At 40.8% G+C, this 18315-nt stretch carries 31 protein-coding genes and 5 tRNA genes (1 of these 36 cut by a window edge); 34 read left to right on the top strand and 2 right to left on the bottom strand.

Annotated elements, in window-relative coordinates; all coding sequences use genetic code 11:
• The 5 genes from CXL14_RS18980 to CXL14_RS18960 all read left to right on the top strand — a co-directional run.
• Positions 1-20, top strand: a tRNA-Gln gene (locus CXL14_RS18980) (it extends 52 nt beyond the left edge of the window).
• Between the two features lie 53 nt (positions 21-73).
• Positions 74-148, top strand: a tRNA-Gly gene (locus CXL14_RS18975).
• Positions 149-154: 6 nt separating this feature from the next.
• Positions 155-225: transfer RNA gene (locus CXL14_RS18970), tRNA-Cys, on the top strand.
• A gap of 7 nt (positions 226-232) precedes the next feature.
• Positions 233-321: transfer RNA gene (locus CXL14_RS18965), tRNA-Leu, on the top strand.
• Positions 322-566: 245 nt separating this feature from the next.
• Positions 567-648 (top strand) — tRNA-Leu (locus CXL14_RS18960).
• A gap of 136 nt (positions 649-784) precedes the next feature.
• Here the strand turns inward: CXL14_RS18960 and CXL14_RS18955 are convergent.
• Entirely contained in the window at positions 785-1900 is a 1116-nt protein-coding gene (locus CXL14_RS18955) for a tyrosine-type recombinase/integrase (protein WP_017417250.1), read from the bottom strand.
• Between the two features lie 232 nt (positions 1901-2132).
• On the opposite strand from CXL14_RS18955, the gene CXL14_RS18950 reads away from it, so the two are divergent.
• Entirely contained in the window at positions 2133-3221 is a 1089-nt protein-coding gene (locus tag CXL14_RS18950; protein WP_017417251.1) for an AimR family lysis-lysogeny pheromone receptor, read from the top strand.
• A 15-nt stretch (positions 3222-3236) separates the two neighbouring features.
• Positions 3237-3362 carry a hypothetical protein gene (locus CXL14_RS20565; protein ID WP_017417252.1) on the top strand — a complete coding sequence of 42 codons (126 nt, stop codon included), beginning with the start codon at positions 3237-3239 and terminating at the stop codon, positions 3360-3362.
• 258 nt (positions 3363-3620) lie between these two features.
• Here CXL14_RS20565 and CXL14_RS18945 read toward each other — a convergent pair whose 3' ends face one another.
• Positions 3621-4034, bottom strand: coding sequence for a helix-turn-helix domain-containing protein (locus tag CXL14_RS18945; RefSeq protein ID WP_017417253.1), 414 nt, complete (start codon positions 4032-4034; stop codon positions 3621-3623).
• Between the two features lie 174 nt (positions 4035-4208).
• Between CXL14_RS18945 and CXL14_RS18940 the strand changes: the two genes are divergently transcribed.
• The 27 genes from CXL14_RS18940 (at position 4209) to CXL14_RS18825 (ending at position 18308) form a co-directional block, all read left to right on the top strand.
• The gene (locus tag CXL14_RS18940; protein ID WP_017417254.1) at positions 4209-4409 is read left to right on the top strand and encodes a helix-turn-helix domain-containing protein; all 201 of its coding nucleotides are present in this window, start codon (positions 4209-4211) and stop codon (positions 4407-4409) included.
• Positions 4410-4451: 42 nt separating this feature from the next.
• Positions 4452-4775, top strand: a complete 324-nt coding sequence (locus CXL14_RS18935; RefSeq protein WP_017417255.1) for a DUF771 domain-containing protein — start codon at positions 4452-4454, stop codon at positions 4773-4775.
• Positions 4776-5015: 240 nt separating this feature from the next.
• Entirely contained in the window at positions 5016-5882 is an 867-nt protein-coding gene (locus tag CXL14_RS18925) for a hypothetical protein (protein WP_017417257.1), read from the top strand.
• The gene (locus CXL14_RS18920) at positions 5809-6699 is read left to right on the top strand and encodes an ATP-binding protein (RefSeq protein WP_224446828.1); all 891 of its coding nucleotides are present in this window, start codon (positions 5809-5811) and stop codon (positions 6697-6699) included. Before CXL14_RS18925 ends, CXL14_RS18920 begins: the two co-directional genes overlap by 74 nt.
• A gap of 14 nt (positions 6700-6713) precedes the next feature.
• Positions 6714-6863: a hypothetical protein gene (locus tag CXL14_RS20275; RefSeq protein WP_017417259.1), complete on the top strand. Its 150-nt coding sequence runs from the start codon at positions 6714-6716 to the stop codon at positions 6861-6863.
• Positions 6860-7018: a DUF6906 family protein gene (locus CXL14_RS20270; protein ID WP_017417260.1), complete on the top strand. Its 159-nt coding sequence runs from the start codon at positions 6860-6862 to the stop codon at positions 7016-7018. The genes CXL14_RS20275 and CXL14_RS20270 overlap by 4 nt, the downstream gene beginning before the upstream one ends.
• Positions 7015-7563, top strand: coding sequence for a hypothetical protein (locus CXL14_RS18915; protein WP_017417261.1), 549 nt, complete (start codon positions 7015-7017; stop codon positions 7561-7563). The genes CXL14_RS20270 and CXL14_RS18915 overlap by 4 nt, the downstream gene beginning before the upstream one ends.
• 108 nt (positions 7564-7671) lie before the next feature.
• Positions 7672-7812 carry a BH0509 family protein gene (locus tag CXL14_RS20115; protein WP_015387918.1) on the top strand — a complete coding sequence of 47 codons (141 nt, stop codon included), beginning with the start codon at positions 7672-7674 and terminating at the stop codon, positions 7810-7812.
• Between the two features lie 12 nt (positions 7813-7824).
• The gene (locus CXL14_RS20265; RefSeq protein ID WP_015387919.1) at positions 7825-7980 is read left to right on the top strand and encodes a hypothetical protein; all 156 of its coding nucleotides are present in this window, start codon (positions 7825-7827) and stop codon (positions 7978-7980) included.
• Between the two features lie 79 nt (positions 7981-8059).
• Positions 8060-8263 (top strand): XtrA/YqaO family protein, encoded by a 204-nt coding sequence (locus CXL14_RS18910; RefSeq protein WP_014721584.1) that lies wholly within the window; start codon positions 8060-8062, stop codon positions 8261-8263.
• Between the two features lie 140 nt (positions 8264-8403).
• The gene (locus tag CXL14_RS18905; protein ID WP_017417264.1) at positions 8404-8784 is read left to right on the top strand and encodes a hypothetical protein; all 381 of its coding nucleotides are present in this window, start codon (positions 8404-8406) and stop codon (positions 8782-8784) included.
• Positions 8781-9188 (top strand): hypothetical protein, encoded by a 408-nt coding sequence (locus tag CXL14_RS18900; protein WP_017417265.1) that lies wholly within the window; start codon positions 8781-8783, stop codon positions 9186-9188. The genes CXL14_RS18905 and CXL14_RS18900 overlap by 4 nt, the downstream gene beginning before the upstream one ends.
• Positions 9185-9442, top strand: a complete 258-nt coding sequence (locus CXL14_RS18895; protein ID WP_043867112.1) for a hypothetical protein — start codon at positions 9185-9187, stop codon at positions 9440-9442. Before CXL14_RS18900 ends, CXL14_RS18895 begins: the two co-directional genes overlap by 4 nt.
• Positions 9443-9537: 95 nt before the next feature.
• Positions 9538-10278 (top strand): hypothetical protein, encoded by a 741-nt coding sequence (locus CXL14_RS18890; RefSeq protein WP_095060983.1) that lies wholly within the window; start codon positions 9538-9540, stop codon positions 10276-10278.
• 221 nt (positions 10279-10499) lie between these two features.
• On the top strand, positions 10500-10874 hold the full coding sequence (locus CXL14_RS18880) for a hypothetical protein (protein ID WP_095060972.1): 375 nt from the start codon (positions 10500-10502) through the stop codon (positions 10872-10874).
• Entirely contained in the window at positions 10871-11059 is a 189-nt protein-coding gene (locus CXL14_RS18875) for a hypothetical protein (RefSeq protein ID WP_061573996.1), read from the top strand. Before CXL14_RS18880 ends, CXL14_RS18875 begins: the two co-directional genes overlap by 4 nt.
• 108 nt (positions 11060-11167) lie before the next feature.
• A complete protein-coding gene (locus tag CXL14_RS20260; protein WP_164463351.1) occupies positions 11168-11344 on the top strand; it encodes a hypothetical protein in 177 nt (58 codons plus the stop codon).
• 45 nt (positions 11345-11389) lie between these two features.
• Positions 11390-11842 (top strand): ArpU family phage packaging/lysis transcriptional regulator, encoded by a 453-nt coding sequence (locus tag CXL14_RS18870; RefSeq protein WP_095060989.1) that lies wholly within the window; start codon positions 11390-11392, stop codon positions 11840-11842.
• Entirely contained in the window at positions 11839-12381 is a 543-nt protein-coding gene (locus CXL14_RS18865) for a site-specific integrase (protein WP_014418494.1), read from the top strand. The genes CXL14_RS18870 and CXL14_RS18865 overlap by 4 nt, the downstream gene beginning before the upstream one ends.
• Positions 12382-12866: 485 nt before the next feature.
• Positions 12867-13079: a DNA translocase FtsK gene (locus tag CXL14_RS18860; RefSeq protein WP_061573997.1), complete on the top strand. Its 213-nt coding sequence runs from the start codon at positions 12867-12869 to the stop codon at positions 13077-13079.
• 194 nt (positions 13080-13273) lie between these two features.
• Positions 13274-13561 carry a hypothetical protein gene (locus tag CXL14_RS18855; protein ID WP_061573998.1) on the top strand — a complete coding sequence of 96 codons (288 nt, stop codon included), beginning with the start codon at positions 13274-13276 and terminating at the stop codon, positions 13559-13561.
• A 128-nt stretch (positions 13562-13689) separates the two neighbouring features.
• Positions 13690-13929, top strand: a complete 240-nt coding sequence (locus CXL14_RS18850) for a hypothetical protein (protein WP_061573999.1) — start codon at positions 13690-13692, stop codon at positions 13927-13929.
• Positions 13930-13931: 2 nt separating this feature from the next.
• On the top strand, positions 13932-14240 hold the full coding sequence (locus tag CXL14_RS18845; protein ID WP_073982117.1) for an HNH endonuclease: 309 nt from the start codon (positions 13932-13934) through the stop codon (positions 14238-14240).
• Between the two features lie 105 nt (positions 14241-14345).
• Complete coding sequence (locus tag CXL14_RS18840; RefSeq protein WP_061574000.1) at positions 14346-14717, top strand: hypothetical protein; 372 nt, start codon at positions 14346-14348, stop codon at positions 14715-14717.
• Positions 14714-16405, top strand: coding sequence for a terminase large subunit (locus tag CXL14_RS18835; protein ID WP_061574001.1), 1692 nt, complete (start codon positions 14714-14716; stop codon positions 16403-16405). Before CXL14_RS18840 ends, CXL14_RS18835 begins: the two co-directional genes overlap by 4 nt.
• Before the next feature lie 18 nt (positions 16406-16423).
• Complete coding sequence (locus CXL14_RS18830) at positions 16424-17683, top strand: phage portal protein (RefSeq protein WP_088030490.1); 1260 nt, start codon at positions 16424-16426, stop codon at positions 17681-17683.
• Complete coding sequence (locus tag CXL14_RS18825; protein ID WP_232469720.1) at positions 17619-18308, top strand: head maturation protease, ClpP-related; 690 nt, start codon at positions 17619-17621, stop codon at positions 18306-18308. The genes CXL14_RS18830 and CXL14_RS18825 overlap by 65 nt, the downstream gene beginning before the upstream one ends.
• Positions 18309-18315: the final 7 nt, after the last annotated feature.

The raw sequence follows: 18315 nt of genomic DNA, 5'->3' as shown, positions 1-18315 counted from the left end.
TTCGAATCCAGCTAGCCCAGTTGCATTTTTTAAAAAACAACAGCATAAGATGTATTAAGTTCTTTTACATGTTGCGGAAGTAGTTCAGTGGTAGAACATCACCTTGCCAAGGTGGGGGTCGCGGGTTCGAATCCCGTCTTCCGCTCCAAATTACGGCGGCATAGCCAAGTGGTAAGGCAGAGGTCTGCAAAACCTTTATCCCCGGTTCGAATCCGGGTGTCGCCTTTCTATTGCCGGGGTGGTGGAATTGGCAGACACACAGGACTTAAAATCCTGCGGTAGGTGACTACCGTGCCGGTTCAAGTCCGGCCCTCGGCACCAATTTAACTTTGAACGAACTATGTTAAATTGGTCATCAATTTTCACATTATAAAACATATATGAGAGTGATTTGCATATTGCAGATCACTCTTTTTATATAATAAAAACGTAATGACTATCAATATAAGCTTTTTGCTTGTATCGTATATACTGCATTACCATTTAAAAAACTTTGCTAAAACCGTTGACGTTTTATGAAATACATGTTATATTTATATATGTCGGTTGAACACGACGCATTACATGCCGGTGTGGCGGAATTGGCAGACGCGCACGACTCAAAATCGTGTTCCTTCTGGAGTGCCGGTTCGACCCCGGCCACCGGTATTACTTGCTCTTTATAAGAGCCGATAAGAAATTTCAAAACGCCCCTGAATGTTGGTCTACCAATGTTCAGGGGCGTTTTTCGTTTTTGAAGAACAAGATACAAAACGATATGTTTTAAAATCTTTTTGCACAAATTTTACACAGGAACCTTATCGGAGGCCATTTCCTCAAAAATGTTTACTGTCTCATTTTCATCTCTTTCTCGCAGCTCTTTAATTAAGTGGGCATACGTGCTGGAGGTGGTTTCTATGTCAGAGTGCCCCAGCCTTGCGCTTACATAATAAATCGATACCTTTCTATAAAGCAGCACGCTTGCATGAGTGTGCCTTAAACCATGAACTGTGATCGGGGTAATACTTAATTCGGTTAAAACCTTTCTGAGCAGCTTATTTACATTTGTATTGCTGATGACTTTATACTTTGATGATGCACTATAAAAAACAAGCCCATGAAGGTTGTTTGGTGTTACTTCGAATAAATGCTGAAAAGCCATCATTGTTTGCTTGTTCATTTTCACTACTCGGTTAGATTGTTCATTCTTCGTTGGTCCAAATCCTGATTGATGCCTTTTCGCATAGCCCCAAGTTTTATTAACAGTAATTGTGTTGTTTGAAAAATCAAAATCTTTTCTGGTGAGGGCAACCGACTCCCCAAAGCGAAGTCCTGAGGTTAATCCTAATAGCAAAAGATAATAGCCCAGGCCTCTGTCTAACCTTTTATATAATTCCTTGGTTAGTCTTATTGAATCTGAATAATTCAAGTACTTCTCTTCATCTTTTTTTGCCGGCACAGTCCAGGTCTTTACAGCTTTTCTTGTAAAGTTTATTTTGATAATACCTTCTTCAATAGCATCCTCAACACAGGCTTTAATATGCGAATGTAATTTTTCAACGCTTTCCTGTCCTTTTGTCGCCCCATAATTATTTAGAAATTCCTGATAGTCATGCCTCTTTATTTTCTGGATAGGCATACTGCCGAAATATTTTCTGATTTCTTGTAAGGTGTAGGCGTAATGTGATAGCGTCGGACCTTTCAAGCGTGATCTATAGAGTTTTACCCATCTCTCGAAGTATTCATCAAATGGGGTGGTTATATCAACGCCTGGAGCGATGCCTTTGCTTAGTTTTGCCTCAACCTCGGCAGCAGCTATCATAGCTTCTTTTTTTGTTGTGAATCCGCCTTTACGGATTGGTTTTGGTTTCGCGCTCACACAATACTGCCATGTTTTACCGCGCTTTAGGAAACTAGCCATTTTCTCACTCCTATAGGAACTTGCTCAAGTAATAAGATAGCACTAATTAGCTTTATTTTAAAGATTCTTTTAAATAAGCTTTTCGCTTAGTTAACCAATGTAAAATGAGGTATAATAAGTATTAAGAGGAAAAGTTATGCTTTAAAAAATCAAAAAATTCTAAATATAACCGTCACGGTTCGACAAACTTTTTATTATTAAAGTGGTAAATTGGTATTGAAAAGGTGATGTTATGGCAGTCAAAGAAAAGACTAATATTGAACATTTACAAGAGATATTAAAAAAGAACAACGAGACTCAAAAAAATCTAGCTGACAGGATCGGAATAAGCGAGAGCTATTTAAGCAAGTTTTTCTCCGGGAAAGAAATTGCCTTTTGGATGATTCGGAAAATTGTTCAAGCAGTAGACCCTGAGAATGAAACAATCATCATGAAGGAATATTGTTTAAGTGGGGTTAAAAAGAAGAATTTCGCTCCTGCTTTGGAATACTGTTATGCTAAAAAACTTTTTGATGTAATTCATATATTGATAAATAATAAGAACAAGGATAGTATGTGGTCTATTATATACCAGCTTATTTTAAGGTATAGATTAGAATTAGGTAGTATAGAATTTCGAAAAGAATTGGATAATCTGCAGCCTGATGGTATTGAGACACAAACGTTAATCGAGATTTTAAAGATGTATCTTAACTATGATGTAGGAAAATACGAGATCACTCTTTATCAAATTGATAAAATACGAGAACAAATTAAGAATATTAATGATCCCTTCCTTACATTGTCCTTTTCAGCTAGGTTAGAAGAAGTATTACTAAACATATATTTAAAACAGGAAAACAATATTGAAAAAGCTAGAAGATCAGCACGCATTTTACTTAAAGATGACATTAGTTTAAATTTGAATCTGCAGGCTTTTTACACTCTGGGCCTTTCCTATATGACCGAATCATATAAAACCTCTTTGCGCTATTACCAAAAGTGTATTGAAATTTTAAAAGAACATCCCGACCGAATGAAAGAGTTGATTCAAAATAAAGAAGAAATAGCCATACTACAGAAATTTTGGAATGAGCCTATAGATGAACAATATCAAGTCACGTCCTTTTCGAAAGCACTGGCAGCAGAAAAGGGGCTTGCTAGTTTTTATGAAGATGATTATTACAGAAAGTATGCTCTTCTTATTGATGGAATAAACGAAAAATCGAAGGAAAAGTTATTACTTTCTTTGTACCTGTTCACAGAGAAAAATGATAAATTTCGGGCAAACCTCCCAAAAATCCACTTGATAAAATTAGGAATAGATTTTAATATGGATTAGTAAGGAGGTGGAAATATGAAAAGATTTTCATTCTCTATTTTAATTTTAGGCGTTGTGTTATTCATGTTTTTAAACAGTCCTTTAGTCTCGCCAATTATTAAAGGAGATATACAAACCGCTGAAATTAAAGTAGGAGCTTAACCACTCACCTCAAAAAGCGCATATTAAATTTAAAAGACGCTGCCTTAAAAACAGGCAACGTCTTTCGTGCTTTTTGGGGGAATTTCCTTTTTGATAAAAAAATCAAAAAAGGAAATTGTTTAAAAACTATTTGTTTTAATTCTTTTTTAAAATATAATATATAGGAACGAATGTTCTGTCGGAGGTAACAAGAAAAATGACAATTGTATTTGAAGAACTTTTAACTATTATCAAACCGAATAACAAAGACCAGCAAAATCAATCTTCAGCTAAGTCATCCAAGAATTTAGCCTTAGATTCCCGGTAAGACTTTAAAGCGTTAAGCATAAATTCTCTTTCATCTTCTGTTATTTTATTGCCTTCGTTATCAATAATGTCTGCTTTCTTTATTACATCAAGGGTTAAATTCCTTGCAAATACTAATTCTTTTTCTTCTTCGCTCATTTTATTTAATTCATCTTCGTCTGTTGCGAAGTATGAAACATCGACATTAAAATATTTTGCAATTGTATTTAATTTTTCATAAGAGGGCTTTTTAATTTTATCTCCTGCTTCAAGTTTGGAGAGATACCCATGTGTTACACCTGTTGCATCGGCAAGTTGACGGAGAGTTAGCTTTTTTTGCTTTCTTAATTTTGCTATATTCCGTCCAATAATCTTATTTTTTTCCATCAGAAAGCAATCACCTTTCCACTCAACAGATTTTGTTTTTTACTGTAGTAATATTATAACATGCATTGTTTCCAATAGGATAAAAATTCACAAATAAGGGGTTTACAAAGCTGTATGCAAGATGATATATTGAGTTTGTAATGTTCCTATAGGAACCAAGAAGGAGGAGAAGCATTGGACAGCAATATGTTATTTGGTGAAAAAATTAAAAAAATCCGCAAAGAAAAAAACATGTCATTCAATGAATTTGCTAACTTTACAGGGTTTACTCCCTCTTATATCTATAAGTTGGAGACTGGTAAAATTAATCCGACTTTTAAAAGCATTAACCAATTCTGTGAAAAACTAAATGTGCCTGCAGGATATTTTTTTTAACCAAAATGTTTCTTGTAGGAACATACGGAGGGGAGAAATAAAATGGAACAACTTCTTGATGTTAGTCTTTCAATTCCTATTCCTGCTGACAAAATTCTCATTAGCAAGGTGGAACTTCAAGAACTAAGAGAACAATCGTTATCGGGGGTCTATTGGAACATGAAAGACCTTGAGAAAAAGACAGCACGTAAAAGCGAGTGGATCAAAGAAAACATTTTATACCCAAGTCGGTTTCGTAAAGTTTTAGATTCGGTAAACGGGGGCTTTGTATTTTACCCGCAAGCTAAAGGGCAAAACTGGAGCTTTCAAGCTTCTAAAATGGCTGCCTTTTTAGATAAGCACTTTGCTGAGATTTTCAACAAATAGCCGAAAGGAGAATACATGTGTTTTTAGAAAGCCACGTCTGGCTGCATAATCAAATTCACGTAATTATAAGTGAGTCTGTTAATACTCACGAAAGGGCAATTGCCGAACTAAAAGCCCAAGGCGGCACCTGCCTGTCTGATCAATGTCAGCAAAACACCCTCGGCTCTGTAATTGTCAACGGCAAGCGGTCTGTATGGTCTTTGACGAAGGCAGAGACCGCAACGCAAGGAGGGAGAAACAATGGCTAAATATCGCCACGTAAGAACCGAATTTTGGCAAGATCCGAAAGTGCTTGAGGAAATGACACCAGAGGATAGGTACTTTTATCTGTATCTATTGACGAATCCATTCACCTCACAAATAGGCATTTACTCGATCACCAAGAAGCAAATGGCTTTTGATATCGGACACTCTATTGAGTCCATAAACAGCCTTATGGATCGGTTTCAGCATCATCATCATTTGGTCGAATACAATCCGGGTACCCGAGAAATTGCCATTTTAAAATGGGGGCGTTACAACCTCAATAAAGCCGGGAAGCCTATGCTGGATTGCATAGAAAAAGAGTTGCGAGAGGTAAAGGATCGTTCACTAATCGAATTGGTTTATCCGCATATACCGAACGAGTCTATCAGGGAACTGTTTTCACGATACGTTGACGATACGTGTCACGATACGTCGACGTCAAGGGGACAAAAAGAAAAAGAAAAAGAAAAAGAAAAAGAAAAGAATATATATGTCCCCAAATTGAAATTTGAGGACGTCCACATCAATTTGGCAAAGCTCTTATTTTCTCTTATTCAGCGGAACAACCCAAAAGCGAAGGTCCCTAACCTTGAAAAATGGGCTAATCGTTTTCGCTTGATGATGGAGAACAGAGAGCAGCCGCGAACATACGAAGAAATTAAAGACATGATCATATGGACGCAAAACCATGACTTTTGGTTTGCGAATATCTTATCAGCTGATAAGCTCAATCAAAAATTTGATGACCTTACTATGCAAATGAAACGCGAACGGGGGAATGGACCACATGGAGGACTTCACAAGGGAGCGAGCAGCCGCGGTCAAGGGCGAAATATCTCGCAGGATGACATTCCTTACTGACGAGCACGGCAATCCTGTTTACTGCGATAAACACACCCGGATTATCGGTGGAGAAGAAAAGCCGTATCCAGTTCAGCTCATTAAACTTCGGGATGGCTCTGCAAAGTGTCCCATGTGCGAACGGGAACAGCGCAATAAGGAGATTGAGCATGAAACCGAGGAATGGCGCCGCCGGATGGATCAAAAGGTTTTATCTATGTATTCACTAATCGCTGATCCCACACTCAAAGAAGCGACGTTCTCGACATTCCAAAGTTATAACCATGAAGACGAGCGGAACAAGCGCCGGATGATGGAGCTTGTTAAGCAAGTGAAGGCGGGAGCCGTCATGAATGTCTTCTTAACGGGTGAATCTAACGCAGGAAAAAGCCATCTCGCTATGTCAGCCATTAAAGAGCTGAACAAGAGGGACGCAGAAGGATACGCTAAATCAGCGTTGTTTGTAAACAGTGACGCCCTTATGAGGCGAATAAAGAACTCATTCAAGGACAGCTCTGAAAGGCTTACCGAAGCTTTTGCGATCGAACTGCTGACAAGGGTTGATTATCTTGTCATTGACGATCTCGGGGCCGAGGTGGGCGACACAGACAACGAAAACAGGGCGGCAAATGATTTTATTCATCGCGTATGGTACGGCGTCTCTACAGGGAGGCAAGGCAAATTCACGATCGTTACAACTAATCTGTCCGGTGTGGCTCTGACTAAACTTTATGACAAGAAAGTCGTAAGCCGGCTCACGGCACACTTGGAAACAGTCAAATTCGAAGAGAAGCAGAAGGAAAGAAAAGGCCGTACTGCGCCCGCCCTGTCCTTTTAAGGAGGTGAAAACAGTTGATACAGGCAATCATGCCCGGCGTGCTGCAGATCGTCCCTGAACGCAAATTAACGGATGACCAGCGCAAAAAAGAAATAGACGAGCTTATCAAGATTCTTGATCAAAAAATAGCAGACTATCAGAACTTTAGGGGGGATGCAGTGTGAAACACGGGAAGCGCCCGACGCGCGCACAGAAAAATGTCATTAAGGCAAACGGATTAAACCCGAATAACTGGCTTGTAAGCAAAAATCTGCAGCATGAACACCGGCTTATTATCGTTCATCGGAATACAGGAACGCTCCGGAGGTGCTGGGCATGAGTCAGACGGTCAATGCTGAACGGTTCGAACTGGCTTTAGAAAATATGAATTATGAGTGGTCAATGGTCCAGCTGAAAAAGGTCGTTCAATACTGGCATGATGGGAAATCAATTCTTGATATGTCGGAATTATTAAACAGGGATTCGGATGAAATCATTTTGCTGGTCATGGACTTTGCAAGAAAAAACATCCTGCCCGCCCGTAAGAACGGTTTACGCGCTAACAAAAGAATTAGAATATCCGAGAAAACCATGAAAGATAAAATGTACCGACTACGCTATTTGTTTGAAGAAAGCCCGGTGTATATCCCTTTTCAGGACCTAAACTTCATGTTTTATGACAGCGAAATCAGGCGTTTCCGGGAGCTATGGGCGGCCGACGAGTCATATCTGAACATAGCAAAAGAGCTGAGACGGAATGAAGATGAAACGTTATTCCTTATCATCGACCAAGCAAAAAGAGACCTCATTGAGCCTCGGGAATCCGGCTTGCTCGGAAAGGAAGCGTCAGAAGATGAACGCAACAAGCAAAAGCTTCCGTTTTGAAAAAGCAACGGTCCAGCAACTTATGGTCATCGTACGTTATGAAGACTGCGCCCCGGAGGTACGGAACGCGGCTTTACAAATGCTGATTATGAAGGGAGTGGCAGACGTTTGGGACAGGCAGAACGAAAGCATTTAATGGAATGGCTTTTGCTTATCGGCTCTTATGGCAGAGATTTTTTAAACCGCCAGACAGATGAAGAGCTTGAGCGCTTATATAATCTTCAAATCAAAGGCATGAACAAAGAATAGGAGGACAGCACCATGACAGAAAACAAAAACTTGCGTCGGCACGGCGAAGTCACAACACGGGTGATGAGCGAAGAGGAACGCGTTGAGTATATAAAAAAACACCCAATCATTCCGACGGAAAAACCAAAGGTTGGCATACAGCTATTCCCGTCAAACTATTGGATGTAAGGACGGCCGCTAAAGCAACCGCCACCGTATGAATAATAAAACCTAGACACTTTTATTATACCATACGGAGGCTTTGAACATGCAGCCAAAACATATACCAATCAATCAAAATACAGGTATTTCTCAATTTATTGAGCCGGGGAAGGTGTCTGTCATCGTGTTAGACGGCAACCAAAACGCCGCGTATGTCGTTGAGGCACCCGAACACGGCAAAACAATCATTCAAACAGTAAAAGGCGGCCTGGCTCGTTGTGATTACGAGATCGGCCATAAATTCAATTAGCAGGGGTTTTCCCCTGCGGGGGAGGAACGGAACATGTATCAAAACGAGATTGCCCGCAAGTGTGAACGCTGCGGAAAAATATATTATTCAGCTCAATGGGTCGTATGCAAAACATGTCTTTTAGACCGGGAGGCCCGAGCATGAAAGAATTCAAAATCAACTTGTCAAAAGGTGAGGTTTTATATACCGGCTCTTACATTTGCACCCTTTCGAAAACGGCGGCCAGTGCACCTGAGCAAATTTCTTTAGAAGCAGCAGCCGAAAAGCTCGCGGAAGAGTTAATCATGCAGCAGGCTATGAATCGGGAGCATCAGCGGCAGCAAGATATTGCGGCCAATCAATTCCGGCAGGCACAGAAAGATATTAAGTTGCTGCAGGCGGAGAACAAGCGTTATAGAAACGCATTAGAATTTTACGCTGATGACACGACATACACAAATGAATTTGAAGACTGTCCGCCCGCTATTGATATGGATTGGGGCGCCGTTGCGAAAATAGCATTGGAGGGGGCTGCGGAATGAAAATTACAGTAGACAAAAAAGTGAAGAAGTTCTATCTAGCCTTTAGTAATACACGTAAGCCAAAGGATGGCAAATGGAAGCCGGCGGTTGGCCATGAAATTCAAGTTGGAAAATACCGTTTCTGCGCGATTCCAACGTTCGATCATATTAACGTGTCAGAGGTAACAACCGGACTACAGGTCCTTAAAATTCCGATGACACCTTCAATCTATCAAAAGACACTCGACAAAGAAGACACACTGAGACTTTTTGAAAGTGTCGGTGAGGATTTAATCAAAATCATTAAAAAGCAAAGTGCGGCTGATCTTGATAAAAGTCTTATTGAGAAAAGAAGAATCATATTCAGCATGCTTGGCGAAATGCCGCCGATTGAAGTTTATGACATGGAGGGAGCTGCGGAGTGATGCCATTACAAGTAGAACTGCAACGGAACGTGAAGGCCACGAAGGACGAAGCAATGACCGTCGAGCAGGCGGCCGAGCTTTTGAAGGTTCACCCGGACTACATTCCGACGCTGGTCGCTCGGTCTGACGATCTGAAAATGATTGGCGATCATACCATTATCGCTAAACGGGATAAAACAAATATCTGGCTTGTCGGGGCATGTGTGGGGCTTTTCTTCTTCGCTGTCGCTGTCCTGCCGGGATTGATGGGGTGACAGCATAACCGGTTTAGGAAAACCTCTTCAATACCTGTTTAAGTGAACACATGACCAAATTTGCAAGTATAAACACAAAATAGGAGGAAATCAAAATGAATCTTGAACAAAATATCAAAGATGTAATCGCAAAACAAATGGAAGAAGGAATGGTTGAAAAACTGGTCGCAGAACAACTGGAAAAAGGAATTTCAAAAGCGCTTGAAAATTTATTCTCAAGCTATGGCGATGTGACCGAGATTATCAAAAGCAAACTAAAAAGCGTCATCGTCCCATACTTAGAAAACTATGATTACTCGGATTACATCACAAAGCTTGATCATGTGCTGGTCGGAGTATTACAAAATACAACCATAGAAAACCGTAACCTGCTAAACAATTTCAAGGGATTGATGTCAGGAGAGACAGAAAAAACAATCAAACTGTCTGACCTCTTCGAAAAGTGGATGAACTATGTTGCAAAAAACGTTGAGACTGACGATCTGGAAGTAGAATTTGACGATGGACCTGAATATGAAGCGGTTGAGGTATCTGTAAATGTTGAACGTAACGAGGATAGAAGTTGGAGTTCGTTTGAGCATGCAACGATTTTATTTGAGTGTGATCACGACGAAGAAATGAACTTTGAAATACCGATTTCCTTTTATAAGAACGGAACAGATAAGGAATGGGATTTGAGATACAACTCAGTTCACGACTTGAAATCTCTCAGACATCTGAACGAATTTGAAATTCTTCTCATGAGATTATCGCAAAACGGCGTGGGGATAATCCTTGATATTGAATGGGAAAATGATGCAGTTACGCCAGAGAAAGAACCGGAACCAAGTTTCTAAAATGATACCGTCATATGATAAGTGCCGGATATGAAGACGGAGGAATTGCCGAATATGATGAGTACAATAACATGCTTCAGGACTTCTTTGAGAACGAACTAATTGACTTACTTCCGAAAAAAGCGCTTCAATGCATCATAGAAAAGTTTGAGGAGATACACGAATCCGGACCATGGGATGGTTGTCTTTTGACAGGGAATTATTGAGGAGGGCGCGGAATAATGGTTAAATTCACAAGGGATCAGAAGAGAGCGTTTGAAGAAATGATCAAACTTAAATCAATGACCGATAAAGAAACAATAATCCGCGCTATTTTATTAAGGGGTTACGGAGAATTTAAAGGTGTGTTTTCTTCGCTCAATGAAGTTAACGTCCTAGATATTATAGAAGCTGTAATCACGGAAAAATATGAACTTGTCGAGGAAGAAAAGCCGCTACAGGTGATCAGGAAGCGCCTTGATGTATTCATACACAATATGGAGATCGTTCGGGAACAATACCCTTCCTTTCATGTTGATGGCGTTCTAGCAGGTCTGAGGGACGTTGCTGAAGAGGTTTCGGATTTGATTGAAGGAGAAAAGGGGACCGCGGAGTGAACTACATTATCAAAATCGGCAAATACTATTACGTAAAAGATTATAGGTTTTATTCTAGTACCGGAGAAATTGCATTGCTGACTACTGATAAAGCCAAAGATGCGCTTCTATGGGATGAACCCGCCGATGACACAGCTAATTCACTTGCAGAAATGATTGGCGGACGAATGATACCAGTAATTTAGCTCAGAAAATTAAATAAGTCCAAGACGGAGAGCCTGCGGACACTGATCATTGCACAGAATCACTGTGCTCTGATTGGTGTCCGTTTTTTATTTGAACGGAGGGACGGCATGAAAGCGAAGAAAAACGTCACGCTGAGCATTGGTTTTAAAGAAAAACAGCCATCGTCACGCAAAAGTATCGAAAAAAAGCCACAGAAGCTTACTGAGAGAGATTTAAAGAACCTAATGGGAATAGACAGACCAATATACAAAAGAGGCCGTGGCGGGGCTTTTAGACAGCAATAATAATGGGAGGGAAATGCTATGGATAAAAACAACAATGAAAATAAAATGGACCAATTGAGATTGAATATACCTCAAATTGACGAAGAAGCAACGAGAACGAAAGCAGAAAAGCTGCTCGAACAATATCGCATGTACTTGTTACAAGTGCCGGAGGATTTTTTGCCGAAAGTGACCGCAACATACAGCCTTGTTCCGCCCAGCTTTTCGAATGAATTTCATTCCTCCACAGAAGACGCAGCATTAAAACGCATGGATTGGGAGATTGAGAGGGACCGGTTTTTAAAGAGAATACAAAGAGCGGTTAACCGGCTTTCCCAAAAGGAGCGGCAAATACTTGTCATGCTCTATATGCAGAATGAAGAAATGTATGATTATGAAGTCTATGCAGAGATGAGACTCAGTCAGCGGAGCTACTACCGGACGAAAGCAAAAGCATTTTACCGGCTGGCCTTTGCTCTTCGCGTGGAAGTCTATAAGGACGGGGGCGCGCCGGAATGAATTTTGTTCAGCCGATAAGGGACTTAGATCAGATATATTATATTAAAAAGTACCTGAAAGAACGGAGCGAACGGAATCACCTTCTTTTTGTGGCCGGAATTAATTCAGGTCTGCGCATATCAGACTTGCGGCTTTTAAGGGTTAGGGACGTGAAGCGTATGTATATCGACCTCCGGGAGCAAAAGACCAGTAAACAAAAGCGAATCAAAATCAATAAAGCATTAAAGAAGGCTTTTGCTGATTATATCAAGGACAAGGATGATCAAGAATTCTTGTTTAAAAGCCGCGAAGGACTAAATAAACCGATAAGCCGCAGTATGGCATATAATATTTTAAGGGAAGCGGCTGATTATGTTGGCCTTGATGGTATCGGGACTCATACAATGAGAAAAACTTTCGGATACTGGCACTATAAGAAATTCAAAGACGTTGCCTTGCTGCAGGAGATATTTAATCATTCAAGCCCTGACATTACGCTCAGATACATCGGAATTACTCAAGACACCATGGATCAAACAATGGATGCATTCAGCTTATAAGCTCATCTGTTTAAAAAAACAGACGGGCTTTTTTTATGCCTTTTCCTATGAATAAACCATATTGAGAAAATGTCAAACTCATTTTAGAGAAATGAACTAAACATAGTGGTGGCAAAGGATTCAGCGATTCGGGGAATTGGACACAATATAACATATGGGTAATTCGTGGATTGTGTGGATAAATGGAAAATTTGGGCGTTTTTCGTGGTATTATCGTGTTACAGGAGGTGAGCGGCATGAGTAGAGGCGCAACAGGTTCAGCGTTAGAAGAGAAAGGCATGGTTTGATAGAACGATACCAAGTAATGAAGGGGTGAGCGGGATGACTGCAGCAGAGCAAAAAGGAATGTACTAAAAAGATTTTGGCAGAAAGATGGCACGATAACGGCACACCATTTTGTTTTAGATAAGGTATTATGGTAATAGGTAATAAACAGGCAGGCGCTTTCCCGATCGGGAGGGCGCTTTTTCTATTGGAGGGATAATATGAGCGGCATTGGAAATCCGTCTTACAAAGAAGTAAAACAATGGGTAATGCTTGATCCATGCGGAAACGGAATAATGTCTATGTCTATCTTACAACGGCGGTTCAGAATCGGTTATGTTAATGCGGCAACACTCATGGAGCGGCTTGAAGAGGAAGGGATCGTTTCACCTTGGGACGGCTCGAAACCCAGAACAATCATAAAACAAGAATAATAACTAATAGAAATATGTACTAAATATTCAGTGTCGTCTGATAGGATGGCGCTTTTTACATGGTGGGAGGTGAGAGTGGTGACCAAGGAAAAACCGTCTAAGGATGATCTTATCTGGAATAAAGAATTAGGCATTTATATTCTCCCAAAAGATAAATGATGCTGAGAGCGGCTTCCGTATGTGGAGGTGTTGAAATGGCTAGGAAAATACAATTAGATGAGCGAACAACGTTAACAAGCGAAACAAGTGCAGGTGTTTTAGAATGGTTTGGCTATCCCGAAAAGAACTCATTCGAAGATATTCAAGAAATAATTATGCGGCACTATGAATTGAAGAAAAGTGAGCCAACGGATGTTTTATTTGGCGAGAAACATAATCCACTTTTTAAGCCTACGGCGTATGTACTAAAACATATTAGCGAGAGAATGGAAGTACCATTACAACCAGATCAAAATGGAATAGTAGCAGTAAAACAACTATGAGCATCCTTTGGGGTGCTTTTTTATATTCTCTGTAAACTGCGTCCGGTAAGTCTCAGGATGGACATTCGGCGGTTAACGGCTTGAGTGCGGGGGCAGTTTAGAAAGAATATGAAGGAGGGTGAGGAGTAATGAAAAATGGTGGCAATTATAAAGCGTCATTGCTACAGATCGAGATTGATCATATTGATGCTGTGCCTCGCGTCTTTTATAAGGGCGAACAGATCGAAGGGATTGTTCATGCGCACTTTTCCTTCTTAACAAATACCGAGACAATTATCCCGACACATATTGATATTAAATACGTGGATAAGGAAAACGCGCCCGAGACCAAAGCTATTATTTATAATCGTGATGTACTGAAAGAATAGGCTTGGCTAAGGAATTTGCAAAGAGCTTCTACAATAGTAGCGCATGGAAAAGGTGTAGAGCTTCTTACGTTGAAACAAAGCAAGGTCTGTGCGAGAGATGCAGAGAACCAGGAAACATTGTGCATCACATTGAGTATTTGACGCCATACAACATTAACAATCCTGATGTGACTTTGAATCATGAGAATTTGGAACTGCTGTGTGCGACATGTCACCAGCACGAACACTATTTAAGGAATAGTCCAACGGTTGAAGGCGTCATGTTTGATGAGCAAGGAAACCTAATTAAAAGGGATGCCCCCCCATTCTGAAATAAAAAACAAGCCCGCTGGAGACCGAGAGGAGGGCTTCAAAAAATACACGGGTCATTTCGCGTGACCCCCTACCCCATTGACAAGGTAAGAGAGGTGTGATATATGCCGAAAAAGAAAGAATTAACAAAAGAAGAAAGAGTAAAAAAAGAAATATCGAGACTTAAAAGGATTTTCAAAGAAATGCCGAAAGATGCGCTTGCAGTTGTAGACGGTTTGATTGTTGAGGCTGCTGATCTTCGCGTCCGCTTAGAAGATATACGGAAAGACTTGGATGAAAACGGGTATGATGAATTATTCAGTCAGTCTGAGGATCAAGTACCTTACGAAAGGGAACGCCCACAGGCGAGGCGATACATTCAGATGAACAAAAACTTTCAATCAATCATGAAGCAGTTAGGGGATTATATCCCTAAACCTCAAAAGGAAATCAAAGAGGATGACGACGGCTTCAATGATTTTGTGAATAGCCGATGAAGCTGAAGCGATACCCAATTTCATACAACCCAATTTTGGAATACTGGTCAAAGATTGAGAGCGGCGAGGAAGTTGTAAGTCTAAAGGTAAGGCGGATTTACAAAAAACTTGCTGCAGATGTTTACGATCAAGATTCTGAATACGAGTACAGCGGAAGCCGTGCCAATCATGCAATTGAGTTTATCGAGAATTATTGCAAACACTCAAAAGGGAAATGGGCAGGACAACCGATTGAACTCGAATTGTGGCAAAAAGCTTTTCTTGCTGCGACATTTGGATTTATACACAAAGTAGACGGCACGCGAAAACATCGTGAGGTCTTTTTGGTCGTTGCACGGAAAAACGGAAAGTCAACCCTTTCATCAGGGATTTGTTTGTATCTTCAAGTTGCTGACGGAGAGGGCGGCGCAGAGGTTTATGCAGTGGCGACAAAAGAAAGTCAAGCTAAAATCGTTTGGTTGGAAGCAAAGAAAATGGTTAAGAAGTCGCCGGCATTAGCCAAAAGAATGAAAACACTTGTGAAAGAGATAACGGCAGATTTTAATGAAAGTTCATTCAAACCGGTGGGATCTGATTCTGATACGCTTGACGGCCTAAACGTTCATGGTGCTTCTCTTGACGAAGTTCATGCTTGGAAGCATAAAAATCTTTATGACGTTATCGTTGACGGAACCACATCGCGCGAACAGCCTTTAATTCTCATGATCACAACAGCCGGGACAATTAGGGAATCGGTGTATGACATGAAATATGACGAGGCTGAAATGCTGCTCAACGGCATTGACGATCCTGACGGATATAAGGACGATCGTTTCTTACCGATTATCTATGAGTTGGACAAGCGGGAGGAATGGACGGACGAAAGAAACTGGAAAAAACCCAATCCAGGGCTTGGAACAATCAAAAAATTAGATGCTTTAAAAACAAAAGTGAACAAAGCGAAAGCCAATCCATTGCTGGTGAAAAACCTGCTTACCAAAGATTTTAACGTGAGAGACACAGCAACAGAAGCGTGGCTCACATTTGAACAGTTAAATAACCCTGCTACGTTTGACCTGACAGCATTAAAACCAAGGTATGGCATAGGCGGATGTGACCTATCAAGTACGACAGACCTGACCGCGGCCAAGGTTATTTTTATGGTTTCAGGAGATCCACACATCTACGTTAAACAAATGTACTGGCTACCGGAAGATTTGCTGGAAAAACGAGCGGCTGAGGATAAAATCCCCTATGATATATGGCACGAAAACGGTCTTCTCAGAACAACACCAGGTAACAGTGTGCACTATAAATATGTCACAGAGTGGTTTGTCGAGATACAAAATGATCATGACATATATTTGCCGTGGATCGGTTACGACAGATGGTCCGCAAAATATTGGGTAGAGGAAATGCAGGGTTTCTTTGGTATGGATGCAATGATTCCGATAGCTCAAGGGAAACAGACATTGTCCGGCCCAATGAAGCTGCTGGGTGCCGATCTTGAAAATAAAATTGTTAATTACAATAACAATCCAATAGATAAATGGTGTTTAAGCAATACAGCGATTGACATTGATAAGAATTTAAACATCCAGCCTGACAAAACAAACAACCAACGCCGAAGAATTGACGGAACAGCGGCGCTTTTGAATGCTTATGTTGTTTTACAAGAGAAGCGGAATGATTACATGAACTTGATTTAAGGAGGTGAGAGTGAATTCATGGGGCTATTTGATTGGATGTTCCCTAAGAAAGAACAAAAAATCACACATCGGCTTGAAATGATTAGCGATAGCGGAAATGGCTTTTACTCATTCGGCGGCAACCTGTACAAGTCGGATATAGTAAGGTCTTGTATTCGGCCTTTCGCTAAAGCAGCCGGGAAAATGGTTGCTAAACATATCTTAGACAACAAACAAAATGGTGTTTTTAAAGTGAATCCGAATGTTAATATTCGTTTCTTGTTAGAAGAACCTAACTCGTTAATGAGTGGGCAAATGCTGCAAGAGAAAATAGCCACACACCTTAAACTCAATAATAATGCATTCATATACATGAAGTTTAATAACGGTATTTTAAGTGAATTGTGGCCTATTCCTTGTACGTCAGTGGAGGCAGTAGAGGACAGCGGGAATAATTTATTCTTAAAGTTTCGGTTTACGAACGGAAACACGCAGACGATACCTTATCAACACATTATCCATTTGCGAAACGACTTTAACGGCAATGATATTTTCGGGGATCACCCAAAGGATGCGCTGCTTCCTCTTATGGAAGTCATAACAACGGTCGACCAAGGAATTGTTTCGGCCGTTAAGAATTCAGCAGTGATAAAGTGGCTGCTGAAATTCAAATCTTCACTGAGGCCGGAAGATATGAAGCAGCAGACAAAAGACTTCACAGAACAGTATTTGTCAATTGATTCGGATATGGGCGGGGCGGCTGCGGCAGATGCGAAATACGACGCTGAACAGGTCAAAGATAACAGTTACGTACCGGATGACAAGCAAATAGCCGGCACTGTCAAACGTGTACAGGCTTTCTTTGGTACGAATGAAAAAATTATCATGAGTACGTACAGTGAAGACGAATGGAACTCATATTATGAAGCTGAAATCGAGCCGTTCGCAATGCAAATGTCTAATGAATACACCCGTAAGCTCTTCTCAAGAAGAGAAAGAGGTTTCGGTAACTCCATTACATTTGAATCAACAACACTTCAGTACGCTTCCATGAGTACAAAACTTAACCTTGTGCAGCTGGTTGATCGGGGAATCTTCTGCGCTAATGACGTTTTGAAAATATTCAACATGCCGCCGATTGAGGGAGGCGACGAATATGTGCGCAGGTTAGATACTGTCCCCGTCACAGATGACAGACAAACTGGAGCGGGAACAAGTGAAGGAGGTGAAACAGGTGACGAAGACGATAAAGGAAAACTTGAAAACGATCCTTCAAGTGAAGAACGTGACGGAAACTAGCGCTGATCTGTATTTCTACGGTGACATTGTTTCCTCCTGGTGGGGGGCTTGGGATGATACAGATCAATATCCCGATGCCGTGAAAAGCTTTTTAGACAACGCCAAGGGGAAAGACTTGAACATTTACATTAACAGCGGTGGCGGCTCGGTTTTTGCGGGAATCGCTATTTACAATATGATCAAGCGTCACCAAGGATATAAAAGGGTCTATGTTGATGGATTGGCTGCGTCCATATCCTCTATTATTGCGCTGGCCGGAGACGAGACGTATATCCCGAGGAATGCGTATTACATGGTTCATAAACCATGGTTTACGGTTACCGGGAATGCTGATGATTTAAGGACACATGCAGATGTTTTGGACACTGTAGAATCAGGCGTGATGAGCATTTACATGGAAAATGCAAAAGAAGGCGTCACAGAGGAACAAATAAGACAAATGCTTACAGAGGAAACATGGCTTACAGGTGAAGAGGCTTCACAATATTTTAACGTAAGAGTATCGGACGAAGTGGCGGCGGTCGCTTGTGTTTCTGACATGTATAAAGAATTTAAGCATACGCCAAAAGCATTAACGACCCAACAGCCAGAAGATAGATCAGCGGAGTACATGTTTTCATTTTAAAACATAA

Source organism: Bacillus sp. SJ-10 (assembly GCF_002843505.1).
In the GTDB taxonomy this organism is placed as follows: domain Bacteria; phylum Bacillota; class Bacilli; order Bacillales; family Bacillaceae; genus Bacillus; species Bacillus velezensis.
This window is presented reverse-complemented; position numbering and strand designations above follow the sequence as displayed.